This window comes from Helicobacter burdigaliensis (genome assembly GCF_003670295.1).
Taxonomy (GTDB): Bacteria; Campylobacterota; Campylobacteria; order Campylobacterales; family Helicobacteraceae; genus Helicobacter_D; species Helicobacter_D burdigaliensis.
This window is the reverse complement of sequence record NZ_QXJG01000001.1, coordinates 219284-233327: the sequence shown is the minus strand read 5'-3', so window position 1 is coordinate 233327 and position 14044 is coordinate 219284. Positions and strand designations below refer to the sequence as shown.

Sequence of the window (14044 nt, the reverse complement as noted above, 5' to 3'; positions counted from 1 at the left end):
CTATGAAACTAGCCTAAAAGACTACGCACAACTAAAAGAAATACAAAACTATAAAATCTATGAAAAAATAGAAAATGTAGAAAATAGCTTAGAAAAAATCGCTAAAGATATACTAGAAAATGCAAAAGGAGCGGGAGAGATAGAAACTCCTATCCTTACAAAAAGGAACTAAGTAATGAAGCAGTTTTAATCAAAAGTAATTTTATTAAGCAAAAGCAGCAAAATCTACAAGTAAATTCTTTCTCTTGCATCACGAGAACTCTTTTATAATAAAGAGTATGCCATCTCTTTGTTATTTTATAAAGTAGAGATTGACTATTTTATGCAATTTTAAGGAAAGAAAGGGATAAATCCCTTAAATTGCAAAGTAGGTGGCGTCTTTATAGAAAGTGATGAGTGCAGAGGTTGTAGCTTCTGGTGTCATTTGATAGGTTTCACTTAAACTAATACCAAGTTCTTGTGGGTTAAAAAGAGCAAAAAGATTCTTGCTTAAGGAAAGATCAGGACATGCAGGATAGCCAAAAGAGTAGCGTTGTCCGCATTTTGTATCTAAGTTTAGTTCATTTCTTACTCTAGCATGGATAAAATCCGCTAATGCTTCTGCTAAATCCATAATAAGTGCGTGCATTAAGTAATATTTATGGTATTCTGCATTTTTGTAAAGCTTTTCTTCATAAGAACTAAAATTTAGCCCACTAGAAACAAGATGAAACGCACATACATCGCCCTTTGGATTAAAATAGTCCCCAAGACACAAAAAAGGCTCTTTAGAAGAGCGTGGGAATAAAAATTCCACACTTTTGCTAAAATCTTCAAATTCACTCACTTCTAAAATCAATCCATCTTCCGCATTTTGTGGGGTTTTAGTGCGTGTGTGGTAGTAGCCATACATCACAATAGGCTTAAAAATCTCATTTTCTACTAGCTCCTTTTTAAATGCTTCTAGCATGGGTTCTAGCTCGTTTTGTTTTAGTTTTAGGTATTCCTCTTTTTTAAATTTAGAATATCCCCAGCGGTGTTTAAATAGTAAATCCTTATCTAAAAATGCAAAAACTTCATCAAATTGAGCTTTTGTGAGTTCTAAGATTTTCTTACCAAAAAAGGGTGGTGTGTGGGATTTGTAGTTAAATTCTAGTGTGCTTTTGGTAGGTTTTGGTAGGTTTTCTTTTGCTTCTAGGGATTTTTTAAGCTTATTTTGTAGCCTTGCTTCTTGCTTTGAAGTATTATTTTTGCCCTTTTGGCTAGGTAGGGTGAGATCGCTAAAATCTCCTTTTTGGATAATCTGCATAGCAGCCACACTATCAAATGCATCTTTGCAATAAAAGATAATCCCATCATAGTTTGGTTTGCAGTATTCCTCTACAAATTCACGATTGAGAGCTGCTCCGCCAAGCATAATGGGGATTTTAATGCCTAAGCGTTTCAATTCTTGTAAATTTTCTTTCATCACAAGTGTGGATTTTACAAGCAATCCGCTCATTCCTATACAATCCACTTTTTGAGTTTTAATCACTTCTAAAAACTTTTCAAGCTCTGCTTTAATGCCTATGTTAATTACATTAAAGCCATTATTAGTTAGGATAATATCCACTAGATTTTTACCTACATCATGTACATCACCTTTTACCGTGCCTATTACGATTGTGGTTTTGTGTTCACTTTGCTTTTTGGGCAAAAATTCATTTAAATAATCCACGCTTTTTTTCATAACTTCCGCACTTTGAAGCACGAAAGGAAGTTGCATCTCTCCTGCACCAAATCTATCTCCAACGATTTTCATCGCATCAATTAAAATTTCATTAATGATAATTTCAGGATTAATTTCATCTTTGGCACTTGGCAAAAGCTCTAGCATTTTATTAAGATTCCCATCAATTAAATATTTTGCTATTTTTTCTTTTGTGCTTAGATTGTCTTTTTCTTCTTCTTTTAGGTTAAGATTGCTCTTGTTTTCAAAATGTTTTATGAAATTATAAAGAGGTTCTTTGCTTTTTTGGTGGTTAAAAATAAGTTCCTCGCAGATTTTAATATCTTCTTTATCTATTTTAGAATAGGGGATTAAATGGGCTACATTGACAATAGCAGCACTTAGTCCATAGTTTATCGCGTGGTGTAAAAAGATAGAATTTAGATAGATTCGCCCCTCTTTACTTAATCCAAAGGAAATATTTGAAAGCCCCAAAACGCTTCCAGCTTTTGGGTAGAGTTCTCTTAAAGCTCTGATAGCTTCTAGGGTTTGAATCCCCGCATCAAAATATTCTTCATCACCACTTCCTACGGTAAATGTAAGAGGATCAAAGATAATGTCTTCTTCTCTTAGATTATGGATATTTTTAGCTCTTTCCATCATTCTTTTAGCACATTCAACTTTAGAAGTTTTGTCTTTGCACATACCTTTTTCATCTATGGTAAGGCAGACAAGCACAGCTCCAAAACGCTTAGCAAGGGTAGCGATTTTATCAAACTTTTCTATCCCATCTTCTAAGTTTGCTGAATTAATAATGGGGCGTGATCCTATGAGTTTTAAGGCAATTTCTAGTGCATTCACTTGTGTGGAATCAGGCATCAAAGGAAGAGCGATTTTACTAGCATATAAAGAGATAAGCTCTTGCATATCTTTATCTTCATTGCGTCCTGCAAATGCTACGCTAACATCTAAGCAGTGCGCGCCACTTTGCACTTGTAAAAGTCCCACCCCAAGAGCTCCTTCATAATCCTCTTTTAAAAGCAGTTCTCTAAAAGCTTTAGAGCCAGTGGCATTAGAGCGTTCCCCTATAAGCAGGGGTGCAGGGCTTTGGGTTAGCTCATAAGAGCTAAAGAGTGAAGCGATGCTAGGATTGTAGCTACTTTGTAAGGGTTTTGGAGTGATTCCTTTTGTTTTTTGCACTAAAAGTTCAATATGTTTAGGTGTGGTGCCACAGCAACCGCCCAAAAAGCAAACTCCATTAATGTCTAAAAATTCTTTTTGAAGATTGGAAAATTCCTCTGCTTCCATAGGATAGTAAGTGATTCCGCCTCTGTTTTGTGGAAGTCCTGCATTAGTATGCACAGAAATTGGGAATTTACTAACCTTGCTTAAAGAAAGCAAATGTGATCTAGCTAAATCAGGCCCTAAGCCACAATTAAGCCCTAAAGAAAGAATGGGGAAAGGTTCTAAAATGCTAAAAAGTGTCGCAATATCTGTGCCTATTAGCATAGAGCCATTGGTTTCAATCGTAGCAGAAACCATAATGGGAATCTCACTTGCAATATCTAAACACGCATGGAGTGCGATTTTAATTTGTAAAGGATCTTGTGCGGTTTCTAGCAAAATAATATCTGCTCCTGCTTCTTTAAAGCCTTTAACGCATTCACAATACCCACTATACATACTATCATAATCAATATGCCCTAAGCTTGGAAGCTTTGTGCCGGGTCCTAGTGAGGCTATGCAAAAGAGTGCATCTTTTTGGTTTTGCAAGGGAGTGTGGGCTTTTATGCAATCTTTTACAAGTTTTACACCCAAGAATGCAAGGTTTTTAGCTTCATTTTCCAAGCCATATTCCGCCAAAACCCATGGCATTACACCAAAAGTATTGGTTTTTATGCCATTAGCCCCTGCTTGTAAATATTCACTATGAATCTCTTTTATAATTTGTGGGTGGCTTAAAAGCAAACTTTCAGAGCAACCTGCCAAGCTTTCGCCCTTTTTATTAATTCCCCAGTCTTGTATGTCATATTTTTGGATTTGTGTCCCCATAGCCCCATCTAAGATAAGAGCTTGATTTTTGATGAGTTTTTGGATTTTTGCTAACATTATTTTCCTAGATTTTTATTAAATTTTTTTGTAGTTGCTTTAGATAAAAATATCCAAAGGATTAAAAGCAAAGTAAAAAGTATAATGGGTGCTAGAAATGGATAATTTTGCAAATAAGAAAGGCTATTTAAAAATACTTCGCTTAAAAAATAGCTCCCTAAACCTATGCTAAATCCCCAAAGAATCGCACCTATTAGATTGTAAAAGTTGAATTTGCTAAAATTATAATTTGTAAGTGCAACGCCAAGGGGCACTAGAGTTTTAAATCCATAAATGTATTTTTGGATAATTAAAACCAAAGAGCCATAGCGACGCATTAAAAGTTGCGTATAAGCAAGCTTTCTTTTGTGCTTGGAAAGATAGGGCATCATTTCTTTTTTTTGGTATCTTGCAAGATAAAAAAGCAAAGCATCGCCCAAAAAATTCCCTAAAATCGCTACGCTTAGGCTTAAATATAAATCCATTTTTCCCATACTGCTAAGCACACAAGCAGCTACAAGTGCGACAAATCCGCCACCCAAAGAATATAAAAATAAAAGAATATAGCCATATTTTAGCAATAAATCAATCGTTTCTTGCATAGAAATTCCTAATTTTTAAATAAAAAATGCCTAAAGTATAGCAAAGAGTAGATAAATTTTGTATCAAAGCAAAAAATTCTTAAGAACACTCCATTTTGTTTTTAAATCTTCTAAGTTGTAGCGTGCATTTGCACTGCTAGTGGAGGGTAGGGTAAAGCAAGGGATATTAAGAGGTTTTAAAGTATTGCTTTGCAATTTTAAAAAAGTTTTTGAAGCAAGTTTGCCATTACAAAAAATTGCTTTGATTTGACTTTTATACACAATCTTTGTAATATCATTAAAACTTATAATTTCTAAATTTGTATCGCTTGAGTTATTTGCCTTTCTTTTGCAAGTTTGCACGCAATCCCAAAGTGCAATATGGTGTGCTAGTAAAAAATTTCTCTGAATCTCTATAATCTCTTTATTTTTCAAATGCTTGTCTTTTGAAGTTGGCACAACCTCATCTAATACAAGTGCTAAAACGCTCCAAAAGCGATTATTGGAATTCCCATAATAAAAACCAAAAGATTCTGAAGCAAGGGAGGGAAAAGAGCCTAAAATAAGAACTTTAGAATCTTGATTAAAGATGGGATTAAAAGCGTGGGTTGTAATAATTTTTTGATTATTTTTCATGGCTTTTTATTATAAAAATATCCTTTTGTAAGATTTAATTTTTAATTATAACACATAAACTCATAGGCAAAGAATTTGAAGTTCATGCAAGGGGAGAAAGTAAGGAATAATTGCATTGTTATATATTAATATATCAACATATATTGATTTATTGATATAATTACGCTATATTTCCATTAATTTTTTAAAAGGAACTTGTTGTGGAAGTAAAATTATTAGAATCTCTTAAACTATTTTGCATTTATTTTATTGAGCTTTCTTTGCTTTTTATTTTTATCTCTGCTATTGTTAGCTTTATCAATCACAAATATAAAAATGCTTTTGAAAAACATCTGAGCAAAGATTCGTATTCTAGCTATCTTAAAGCTATATTGCTTGGTGCTCTTACTCCCTTTTGTTCTTGCTCTACCATTCCTTTGCTTCGTGCATTATTGCAGGCAAATGTAGCCTTTGGCGTGTGTATTGCCTATTTATTTACTTCGCCTTTAATTAATCCTATTATCGTTGTGATGCTCTTTTTAGCATTTTCTTTTAAGCTTACTTTTTTATATGTGGCTTTTTTATTTGTTGCAATCTTTATTTTTGCTATTTTAATCCAAAGGCTAGATACACAAAAATTTTTCAAAGAGGATTTTAAAAGCACAAACTCTTTATCTTTTAGCGTGAAGAAACAAGCTAAAAATCCTGCTAAAATCACTTCTTTTAGTATCAAAAAACCTCAAAGTTGCTGTGGTGAGAGCAAAAGTAAAAGCACAAGTTGCTGTGATAGCACACTTAAAAATAAACTAAGTTTTAAAGAAATTTTATTACAATCTTTTAAAGATTACAAAAAGCTTATTCCATATATTGCCATAGGTATGGGGATTGGGGCTTTTATACATGGATTTGTGCCACAAGATTTTTTACAAGATTATCTAAGTGATTTTGGCATTTTAAGTGTTATTCTAGCAGCACTGATTGGAATCTTGCTCTATATTAGAGTGGAGGCGATTATCCCTATTGGCTTAGCATTACTTGAAGTGGGTGTGAATGAGGGTGTGATTTTTAGCTTTTTAATCGCGGGTGCTGGGTGTTCTCTCCCTGAACTCATTTTGTTAAAGGGTATATTTAGGACAAACTTTCTAGCACTTTTTGTGGGACTTATCCTACTGATTGCAATTGGCTTTGGAAGTCTTACTTATTTTTTATAAAGGAATTTAAATGGATAAATTTTTAAATATCATTGGTGCATTAAATGATGAAAGTAGGGTGCTAATACTAGCCTTTTTAACCAAAAATGGCGAACTTTGTGTGTGTGATTTACAAAGCTCTTTAAATATGATTCAATCACGCCTCTCACGCCACCTAAAAATATTAAAAGATTCTGGATTTTTAGAAGTGAGACGCAAAGGCGCTTGGGCATATTATAGGATAAAGGAGGATTTATCCCTCTTTCATCTTCAGTGTTTAGAGGCTATAAAAGAGCTTAATTTATCTCTTCCACCTTTGGTAAAATCTCGTGCGAATTGGAGAGAGAATGTTAGGAGTAGTAGATAGATTTCTTAGTCTTTGGATATTTTTGGTAATCTTTGCTGGATTAGTCTTTGGGTATTTTGTGCCAAATGTAAATAATTTTTGGGCTATTTTTGAATACAACTCGCTTAATATGCTTCTAGTCTTTTGTCTTATTTTAATGATGTATCCACCTTTGGCAAAAGTCGAGTATGCAAAAATGTTGCAAGTCTTTGATGATAAAAAGATTCTAGCTTTTTCACTTTTTTTAAACTGGATCGTTGGGCCAAGTTTGATGTTTGCACTAGCATATATATTTTTAAAAGATAGCCCAGAATATATGCAAGGAGTGATTATCATCGGACTTGCTAGATGTGTGGCTATGGTCGTTGTATGGAGTGATTTAGCAGGGGCAAATAGAGAATATACAAGTGCGCTTGTGGCTTTTAATAGCGTATTTCAGATTCTATTTTTTGGAATCTTGGCTTATTTTTATCTTGAGTTTTTGCCTTCCATTCTAGGAGTAAAGTTAGAAAATTCTAGTGTAGATATTAGCATTGCTTCAATTAGCAAAAATGTATTTATCTATCTTGGAATCCCTTTCATTTTGGGGTTTTTAAGCCGAGTTATTTTGATAAAGGCAAAAGGCAATATGTGGTATGAAGAAAGATTCTTGACCTTTATTAGTCCGCTTACGCTTATTACTTTGCTTTTTACTATTTTTATGATGTGTTCTTATAAATCAGATATGATATTTAGCTTGCCATTAGATGCACTAAGGATTGCGTTGCCACTTATTTTGTATTTTGTGTGTATGTTTTTCATCTCTTGGTTTATTTCGTGTAAGAGCAAGATAGATTATAAAAAAACTTGCTCGATTTCCTTTAGTGCAAGTGGTAATAATTTTGAGCTTGCTATTGCAATTTGCATTGCAAGTTTTGGGATTGCTTCACCACAGAGTTTTGGAGCGATTATTGGACCACTTGTGGAAGTGCCGGTATTAGTTTTATTAGTCAAATGGGCTTTGAAGAATAGGTATTAAATTCTTTTTTAAGTAGATACCTGTTTTTCTTTCTATTTCTATTTTTTGTATTTTATACTAAAAATTTTAATATTCTCTTGACTTAGAGCTACTCTCATCTTTTATAATTGTAAAAAATTTTCAAAATAAAGGAAAGAGATGAAAAAGATTTTATGTCTATTAATGCTTAGCGGGGTTTTTGCCCTTGCTAGTGAAGGAGAAAATATGCAAATAGTAGAAAAGAAAGGAACTCATGGGAGCTTTAAAGGAGATGTTAAAATATTTAGCGGGGAAGTAAAGGTAAGCATGATGTTTAAGGCAAATGAGTGGAGAGATTTTAGCGGAGGATTAGTGGAATTTAGCAAAGGTACTAGAAGTGCATGGCATACTCACCCTAAAGGACAAACGCTAATCGTAACAGAAGGCGAAATTATCACAAAAGCAGAAGGACAAAAAGCGGTGATTGCTAAAAAAGGCGATGTGATAAGCTGTCCTGTGGGAGTGAAGCATTTTCACGGAGCAAGTGATACAAGCGCTGGAGCACACATAGCCTTAACAAGTGAAATCAATGGTAAAAATGTAGAGTGGCTTGAACTTGTAAGCGATGAAGAGTATGAAAAAGCTTTAAAAGAAGCAAGAAATTAAAGGAATTTTGCAATGAAACGCAGAAGTTTTTTAAATCTAAGCGTTAAAACTTTTATGCTTTTAGGGGTGGCATCTCAAGCCCTTTTTTCACAAACTTTAAAAATTAAGGAAAAAACTATGCAGTTAAAACAAAAGGCAAAAGAAATTTATGAAGAGCTTTTGGGCAGAACAAAAAAGGATCCTCTTTTTACAAGTGATAAGGAATTTTTTACTAATCACATTAATTTTACTTTTGGAGAAAGCTTTGCAAAGGCAAATTTGCCTAAAGAAAAGTATTTTTTAATCACACTTGCTTCTACTTTGGCAGCGGGTGGAAAAATGGAGTTTAAAACCTTGCTTAAAGGAGCGATAAATCACGATATAAACCCCGTTGTTATCAAAGAAATGATCTATCAAGCTACTCCTTATGTGGGCTTTATTAAGGTGCGTGATTTTTTAAGTCTTTGCAATGAAGTATTTGAAAAATTAGGGATTGAAATGCCACTAGAGCTGCAAAGCACAACCACACAGGATAATCGCAAAGAAAAAGGAAGAATTGCTCAAAATACTATTTTTGGAGAGGCAAATATCACCAAAATGATAGAATCTAGCCCAAAAGATAAAGCTTTTATGAATGATTTTTTAAGCGCAAATTGTTTTGGAGACTACTACACACGCACAGGGCTTGATCTAAAAACAAGAGAACTTTTAACGCTTGTATATCTTATCTCGCTTGGTGGGGCAGAAACCCAAGTAAAAGCCCATATACAAGGTAATCTTAATATGGGACAAAACAGAGAAGATTTGCTAAATATCATTGCAGCACTTACGCCTTATATTGGCTATCCAAGGGCATTAAATGCGATAGCTGCGTTAGATAGCTTGACTTTGAAAGCTTAATTTATGATAAAAATATTGATTTTGTGTTTAATAAGTTTTACTTTTTTACTAGGAGAGCAAATGCGAATAAAATTATTTTTTAATAACAAGGAATTGCTTGTAAATTTAGAAGACAATGAAGCTTCAAGAGGGTTTTATAATATGCTTCCAATGGAGCTAGATTTTAGCGATTTTATGAAAAAGGAAAAGATTGCACACTTACCCAAAGCACTAAAGGTAAAAGGAAGCAGTGCGTATAAACCTCAAATTGGGGATTTATTCTACTATGTGCCGTGGGGAAATATTGGAATTTTCTATGCACTTCAAAATGCGAGCGATGATTTGGTGTATTTGGGAAAAGTGCAAGGGAATTTGGAAGCTCTAAAGGCACAAAAAAGCGATTTTAAGATGAAAATTATAAAGGAGTAAAAATGGAATTTAAAATTTTATTAAATATAAAAGAAAAAAGATTACAAGAATGTCAAGAATTGATAAAACAGCTTAAAGAAGAAAGAAGCAAGCAAAATATTGCAAGTAGTGAAAACATAAAAGAAATAAGTCTAAAGTTGCAAACTTTAGTAGAAAAAGAAATTTTGTTTTTTAAAAATTTGGAATATCAAAAATTTAAAAACAATCCTCAAGAGTTTGATGATTTGGAAGATGAAATTTATTTTTATTTTGATTTGTATATGAAAAATATTTCTAAACCAGAATTAAAAGAGCTTGAGTTTAAATCTAAAGTTAAATTTTAAAAATATGAAGAACGCTATGAGACAAGAAAAGATAAAAAAGATTTTATCAAACTTTCAAAATCGATTTTGCAAACTTCAAAAGATTTGTTTCAAGTTGCGAGTTTTGCAGGAATTTCTATAGTCATTTTTATACTTATTCAGCATTCTTTACAAACAAGAACTATTCCTTTTGTAGATAGTCAAAAAGCAATTGCTTTGGCAATTACAGGGATTTTATTTGGAGGAATTTTTAGTTTTTTCTATATGGGAATATTTTCTTTTTCAAGAGAATTATATAAACAATATTTTAAAATGCCAATAACAATTCCTTTGATAATTTATATTGCTTCAACCATCGTTACTTTTATCACATTACAGAAACCCAGTATATTATTATTAATATCTATTGTTATTGTGTTTATAGTTGCAAACGTTCTATTATATTTTTTTGGAAGAAAAGACAGAGTTTCATTAGATAAATTTGGAATTTTTACAACACAAACAATTCTGATATTGATAATATATGTAGCTATTGCTATTACTGGTTTTTTGTTATCATTAAAACCCAAGAAATTAATTATTTTTATCTGGGCTTTGGTTGTTTAATTATTTTTATATTTTTTAGCCTTCAATTATGTTTTAAAGACTTTAAAAGTTTTAAATTTTTTGCTTTGGCTAACACTATTGTCTTATTTTTATCTATTGTATTTTTAAATGAAAATATTACTTCTTATTTAAAAATAGGTAATTTTAAGGCAGAAATGACTCTAAGCAAAAGCAAAATTGTAAAAAATAAATTATTAGATAATAATATCAGCTTTACTGAAAATGAAGAGGGTTTGCAAGTAAAAGATTTATATATTCTTTCAGATGCAAAAGATGTATATTATATACAAAGTAAAAAAGAAGAAAATAAGAAACCAAAAAAATCATTTCCGATAGATAAAAAATATGTTTTAGATAAAGATTTTTGATACTTTTATAAAGGATTAAAATGGTTTATACAATCATAGAAGTAGAAAGAAAAACAGGTGTCCCTAGTAGGACACTTATGTTTTGGGCGGATAAGGGTGTGTTTCCTTATGTAGAGAAAGATGAAAATGGGGTAAGATATTTTAGTAAAAAAGATTTGCAATGGGTGCTTTGGGTGGATTGTTACCGCCAAATTGGTGTGAGCATTAAGGATTAAAAGATTATATTGCTCTTTGTGCTAAAGGCGAAAGTACTGCAAAAGAAAGGCTAGAGATTATTTTAAGTTCAAGAGAAAAAACACTAAAAGATATGCAAAAACTAAAAACCATCTTAGAAAAATTTGATTTTAAAGTGGATTATTATGAAAAAATAATAAAAGAAAGCAAAGATGAGTTAAACCTTTTAAGTAAAGACTATGTAAAACGCAAAAAACGCGTGGAAATTTGATATAATCTAAACCAAAATAAAACTATAGGATTAGAGAAATAATGTTTCCACAAAATAGGGCATTGAAACAAATTTTAGATATTGATTGCAACATCAATAAAAATATTGATAGGAATAAAGAAGATAGAGGTTTTTTATCTCAGAATATTTTAAATGAGTTAAGAAATTTATTAGAACATATAGCTTTATATGTTTATAATACTGATACAAATCAGCGACTAGATAATATTTATGAAAACTTACAATCAAGTTTAAAATATATTGGAGATAAAAGAAAATATAAAGATATAAAAAATTTTCATCATTTACTTCAAATTTCGGTATCTCATTATACACCTAATGAAGAAATTGCTGAAAGATTAATGCTTAAATATTTATTCTACTTATTTCAAACTAGGAATTTTTGTAAAAAATTTTTAGATATTCAAATATTAAATAATTTGCAAGACTTTCCAATAAATCTTGATACATTAAGTTTTCAATACTATGAGTGCGTTGTTGATAAAATTAAACAAACAAGTGTATTTAGTGATACCAAAACAGATAAATTTTATATTCAAAAAGTCAAACCATTTATAATTAATGAAGAGATATATTATGAAATAACTTTTACTATTGCAAGGGATAATGTAAGTAAATTCGATAAATTAATTGCTTTTTCAAAATATTACATTCCAAGCAATTATTCTACAAAATTAACTTTGTATTACACAAATATAAAACTGCTAAATTTGCAAATGCCTATTATTTTAATTACTCGGTGGAATATAGATATTCGTCCTTGCGAGTTTGCTAATTTTTGTTTAATATTCAAAAAGCAATATAAACAATTTGTGAGGAATCGTAATTATGAAGATTTTATGCAGTTTCTCACAAGGGAAGAGCTTAATTTGTTTGATATTATAAAATTAAAAAATAAAGAATACATCAAAATAAAAAATAATTTTAGCAAAGATGATAAAATGAAGCATTTATTTGATTGCTTGGATATATCAAGAGAGATAATTTTACAAAATAAATCTGGGGCAAATATTCTTAGTTATATATTATATACAATGAATAATCAAATTATCAAAAAACAAATCCCTAAAAAGAAAAATAGCTATCAACATAATCCAAATCTATCAAATTTATTTTTAAAATATGAAAGTATTCCATTTGATGACATGCCATTTTGCTCTAGTCCAGCAGGGCATATTCCAAAATTAAATGTTTTATTTGAATGCATTAGTCCAAATGGTAGAGAGCATGAACTATTAGCTAGAAAAATTCAAAATAACTCAGAAATAAATGGTCTTTTATATACTGACTTGGAAGATTTTAAAGAAGATAATATTCAAGTGCTGATAAAAAAATATAATGGAGCATTATATTATAAACAGAAGAAAAAAAGATCAATAAAAGTGTTGCATGATAAATATTTATTTATAAATGAATATCAAGATACTATAATCAAAATAATTCATTTATTAAAATACTTTAAAAAAAGTGGTCTTGATAATTACAAAGAAAATATAAACGAATGGTTGAAAAAAAATAATAAATTAGATTGTGAAGAAAAGAAAAATTATCTAAGTAATTTATTTTGTAACTCGAAATTAGCATTAATATATGGAGCAGCTGGAACTGGAAAAACAACATTAATAGAGCATATATCTAGTTTTTTCCATGATAAGAATAAATTATATTTAGCCAATACAAATACGGCTGTTAATAATTTAAGACAAAGACTTGATATTCAAAATTCATCTTTTTATACTGTTGCTTCATATATAGCAAATAAAAATAATATTTCGAAAAAATTTGATATTGTATTTATCGATGAGTGCAGCACTATTAGTAATAAAGATATTTTTAGTGTTTTAGATGATATAAAGTTACAGTGTGAAATTTTAATTTGTGTAGGTGATGTATATCAAATTGAATCTATCAGGTTTGGAAATTGGTTTTTATTTGCTCAAAATTTTTTTTCAGATATTCAATTGGAGTTAAAACATATTTATAGAACAAAAAGTGAGAAATTGCAATTACTATGGGAAAAAGTTAGAATACTTGATGAAAGTATGCTTGAGGCTATTGAAAAAAATAATAGTTCTGAAAATATTCAAAATTTTAATTTTTCACGAAGTGTAAATGATGAAATTATTTTATGTTTGAATTATGGTGGCATATATGGAGTAAATAATATAAATAAATTCTTACAAGAAAATAATCCTCATAAATCATTTTATTTTAATGGATTATCCTATAAGGTTGATGATCCAATTTTGTTTAACGAAAATTCATCAAGGTTTGGAGAAGAATTTCATAATAATCTTAAAGGAGTTATCACTAATATCGAAGAGGATGAAAAAACTATAAATTTCACTATTAAGATTGACAAGATAATACAAAGTATAAATAACAATTTTAAAGTAATAGCCAAAGATGATAAGAGTACTGAAATTAAATTTAGTGTTGCTAGATTAAATTCAGATGAAGAAGATGATAATAACAATATTGTTCCTTTCCAAGTAGCATACGCTATTTCTATACATAAAGCACAAGGCTTAGAATATGATAAAGTTTCTATTATTGTAGCTAATGAAATTGAAGAACAAATTACACATAATATTTTTTATACAGCAATTACCAGAGCTAAAAAAGAATTAAAGATATATTGGTCTGCAGAAACTGAAAATAAAATATTAAAATCTTTAAAAATAAAGGGCTTGAATAGGGATTTTTATTTGTTTAAAAACAACATTAAATCTCACTTGACTTATGCTAGATGTTAGCTTTTATGATTTTTTGTTTTTAGAATCTGAAAATAATTAGAATCTAAAATTTTTATTAAATTTTTTCATTTTGCTCTTGACTGATAGCTACTCTAATGCTTTATAATTTT

At 30.4% G+C, this 14044-nt stretch carries 15 protein-coding genes; 12 read left to right on the top strand and 3 right to left on the bottom strand.

All coding sequences use genetic code 11. The features are described 5' to 3' along the window. Positions 1-355: 355 nt before the first annotated feature. The 3 genes from EBF09_RS01135 to EBF09_RS01125 all read right to left on the bottom strand — a co-directional run bounded on the left by EBF09_RS01135 (position 356) and on the right by EBF09_RS01125 (position 4992). Positions 356-3796 (bottom strand): methionine synthase, encoded by a 3441-nt coding sequence (locus EBF09_RS01135; RefSeq protein WP_121763301.1) that lies wholly within the window; start codon positions 3794-3796, stop codon positions 356-358. Then, positions 3796-4377, bottom strand: coding sequence for a DedA family protein (locus tag EBF09_RS01130; protein ID WP_121763300.1), 582 nt, complete (start codon positions 4375-4377; stop codon positions 3796-3798). Before EBF09_RS01130 ends, EBF09_RS01135 begins: the two co-directional genes overlap by 1 nt. A 63-nt stretch (positions 4378-4440) precedes the next feature. Beyond that, positions 4441-4992 (bottom strand): DNA-deoxyinosine glycosylase, encoded by a 552-nt coding sequence (locus EBF09_RS01125; RefSeq protein WP_121763299.1) that lies wholly within the window; start codon positions 4990-4992, stop codon positions 4441-4443. Between the two features lie 200 nt (positions 4993-5192). Here EBF09_RS01125 and EBF09_RS01120 point away from each other — a divergent pair, with 200 nt between their 5' ends. From EBF09_RS01120 to EBF09_RS01080, 12 genes are all read left to right on the top strand, one after another. Next, positions 5193-6182 (top strand): permease, encoded by a 990-nt coding sequence (locus tag EBF09_RS01120; protein ID WP_232817611.1) that lies wholly within the window; start codon positions 5193-5195, stop codon positions 6180-6182. A gap of 10 nt (positions 6183-6192) precedes the next feature. Next, positions 6193-6528, top strand: a complete 336-nt coding sequence (locus tag EBF09_RS01115) for an ArsR/SmtB family transcription factor (protein ID WP_121763298.1) — start codon at positions 6193-6195, stop codon at positions 6526-6528. Further along, entirely contained in the window at positions 6509-7525 is a 1017-nt protein-coding gene (gene arsB / locus EBF09_RS01110; protein ID WP_121763297.1) for an ACR3 family arsenite efflux transporter, read from the top strand. The genes EBF09_RS01115 and arsB overlap by 20 nt, the downstream gene beginning before the upstream one ends. Before the next feature lie 204 nt (positions 7526-7729). Then, positions 7730-8149 carry a cupin domain-containing protein gene (locus EBF09_RS01105; RefSeq protein WP_121763349.1) on the top strand — a complete coding sequence of 140 codons (420 nt, stop codon included), beginning with the start codon at positions 7730-7732 and terminating at the stop codon, positions 8147-8149. Positions 8150-8266: 117 nt separating this feature from the next. Further along, a complete protein-coding gene (locus EBF09_RS01100; protein WP_121763348.1) occupies positions 8267-9028 on the top strand; it encodes a carboxymuconolactone decarboxylase family protein in 762 nt (253 codons plus the stop codon). Between the two features lie 3 nt (positions 9029-9031). Then, complete coding sequence (locus EBF09_RS01095; protein WP_121763296.1) at positions 9032-9436, top strand: cyclophilin-like fold protein; 405 nt, start codon at positions 9032-9034, stop codon at positions 9434-9436. A 2-nt stretch (positions 9437-9438) separates the two neighbouring features. Continuing rightward, positions 9439-9759, top strand: coding sequence for a hypothetical protein (locus EBF09_RS09315; RefSeq protein ID WP_232817609.1), 321 nt, complete (start codon positions 9439-9441; stop codon positions 9757-9759). Positions 9760-9825: 66 nt separating this feature from the next. After that, a complete protein-coding gene (locus EBF09_RS09310) occupies positions 9826-10344 on the top strand; it encodes an LTA synthase family protein (protein WP_232817608.1) in 519 nt (172 codons plus the stop codon). 155 nt (positions 10345-10499) lie between these two features. Next, positions 10500-10712: a hypothetical protein gene (locus EBF09_RS09305; RefSeq protein ID WP_232817607.1), complete on the top strand. Its 213-nt coding sequence runs from the start codon at positions 10500-10502 to the stop codon at positions 10710-10712. A gap of 20 nt (positions 10713-10732) precedes the next feature. Then, positions 10733-10927, top strand: coding sequence for a MerR family transcriptional regulator (locus EBF09_RS09300; RefSeq protein ID WP_232817606.1), 195 nt, complete (start codon positions 10733-10735; stop codon positions 10925-10927). Positions 10928-11019: 92 nt separating this feature from the next. Continuing rightward, entirely contained in the window at positions 11020-11157 is a 138-nt protein-coding gene (locus EBF09_RS09295) for a hypothetical protein (RefSeq protein ID WP_232817605.1), read from the top strand. A 41-nt stretch (positions 11158-11198) separates the two neighbouring features. After that, positions 11199-13934 (top strand): AAA family ATPase, encoded by a 2736-nt coding sequence (locus EBF09_RS01080; protein WP_121763295.1) that lies wholly within the window; start codon positions 11199-11201, stop codon positions 13932-13934. The last annotated feature ends 110 nt before the right edge of the window (positions 13935-14044 follow it).

What these genes read in the sequence shown, in the direction of transcription:
- EBF09_RS01135 (WP_121763301.1), bottom strand. Translation starts at nt 3,796, where the DNA reads ATGTTAGCAAAAATCCAAAAACTCATCAAAAATCAAGCTCTTATCTTA.
- EBF09_RS01130 (WP_121763300.1), bottom strand. Translation starts at nt 4,377, where the DNA reads ATGCAAGAAACGATTGATTTATTGCTAAAATATGGCTATATTCTTTTA.
- EBF09_RS01125 (WP_121763299.1), bottom strand. Translation starts at nt 4,992, where the DNA reads ATGAAAAATAATCAAAAAATTATTACAACCCACGCTTTTAATCCCATC.
- EBF09_RS01115 (WP_121763298.1), top strand. Translation starts at nt 6,193, where the DNA reads ATGGATAAATTTTTAAATATCATTGGTGCATTAAATGATGAAAGTAGG.
- arsB (WP_121763297.1), top strand. Translation starts at nt 6,509, where the DNA reads ATGTTAGGAGTAGTAGATAGATTTCTTAGTCTTTGGATATTTTTGGTA.
- EBF09_RS01105 (WP_121763349.1), top strand. Translation starts at nt 7,730, where the DNA reads ATGCAAATAGTAGAAAAGAAAGGAACTCATGGGAGCTTTAAAGGAGAT.
- EBF09_RS01100 (WP_121763348.1), top strand. Translation starts at nt 8,267, where the DNA reads ATGCAGTTAAAACAAAAGGCAAAAGAAATTTATGAAGAGCTTTTGGGC.
- EBF09_RS01095 (WP_121763296.1), top strand. Translation starts at nt 9,032, where the DNA reads ATGATAAAAATATTGATTTTGTGTTTAATAAGTTTTACTTTTTTACTA.
- EBF09_RS09315 (WP_232817609.1), top strand. Translation starts at nt 9,439, where the DNA reads ATGGAATTTAAAATTTTATTAAATATAAAAGAAAAAAGATTACAAGAA.
- EBF09_RS09305 (WP_232817607.1), top strand. Translation starts at nt 10,500, where the DNA reads ATGACTCTAAGCAAAAGCAAAATTGTAAAAAATAAATTATTAGATAAT.
- EBF09_RS09300 (WP_232817606.1), top strand. Translation starts at nt 10,733, where the DNA reads ATGGTTTATACAATCATAGAAGTAGAAAGAAAAACAGGTGTCCCTAGT.
- EBF09_RS09295 (WP_232817605.1), top strand. Translation starts at nt 11,020, where the DNA reads ATGCAAAAACTAAAAACCATCTTAGAAAAATTTGATTTTAAAGTGGAT.
- EBF09_RS01080 (WP_121763295.1), top strand. Translation starts at nt 11,199, where the DNA reads ATGTTTCCACAAAATAGGGCATTGAAACAAATTTTAGATATTGATTGC.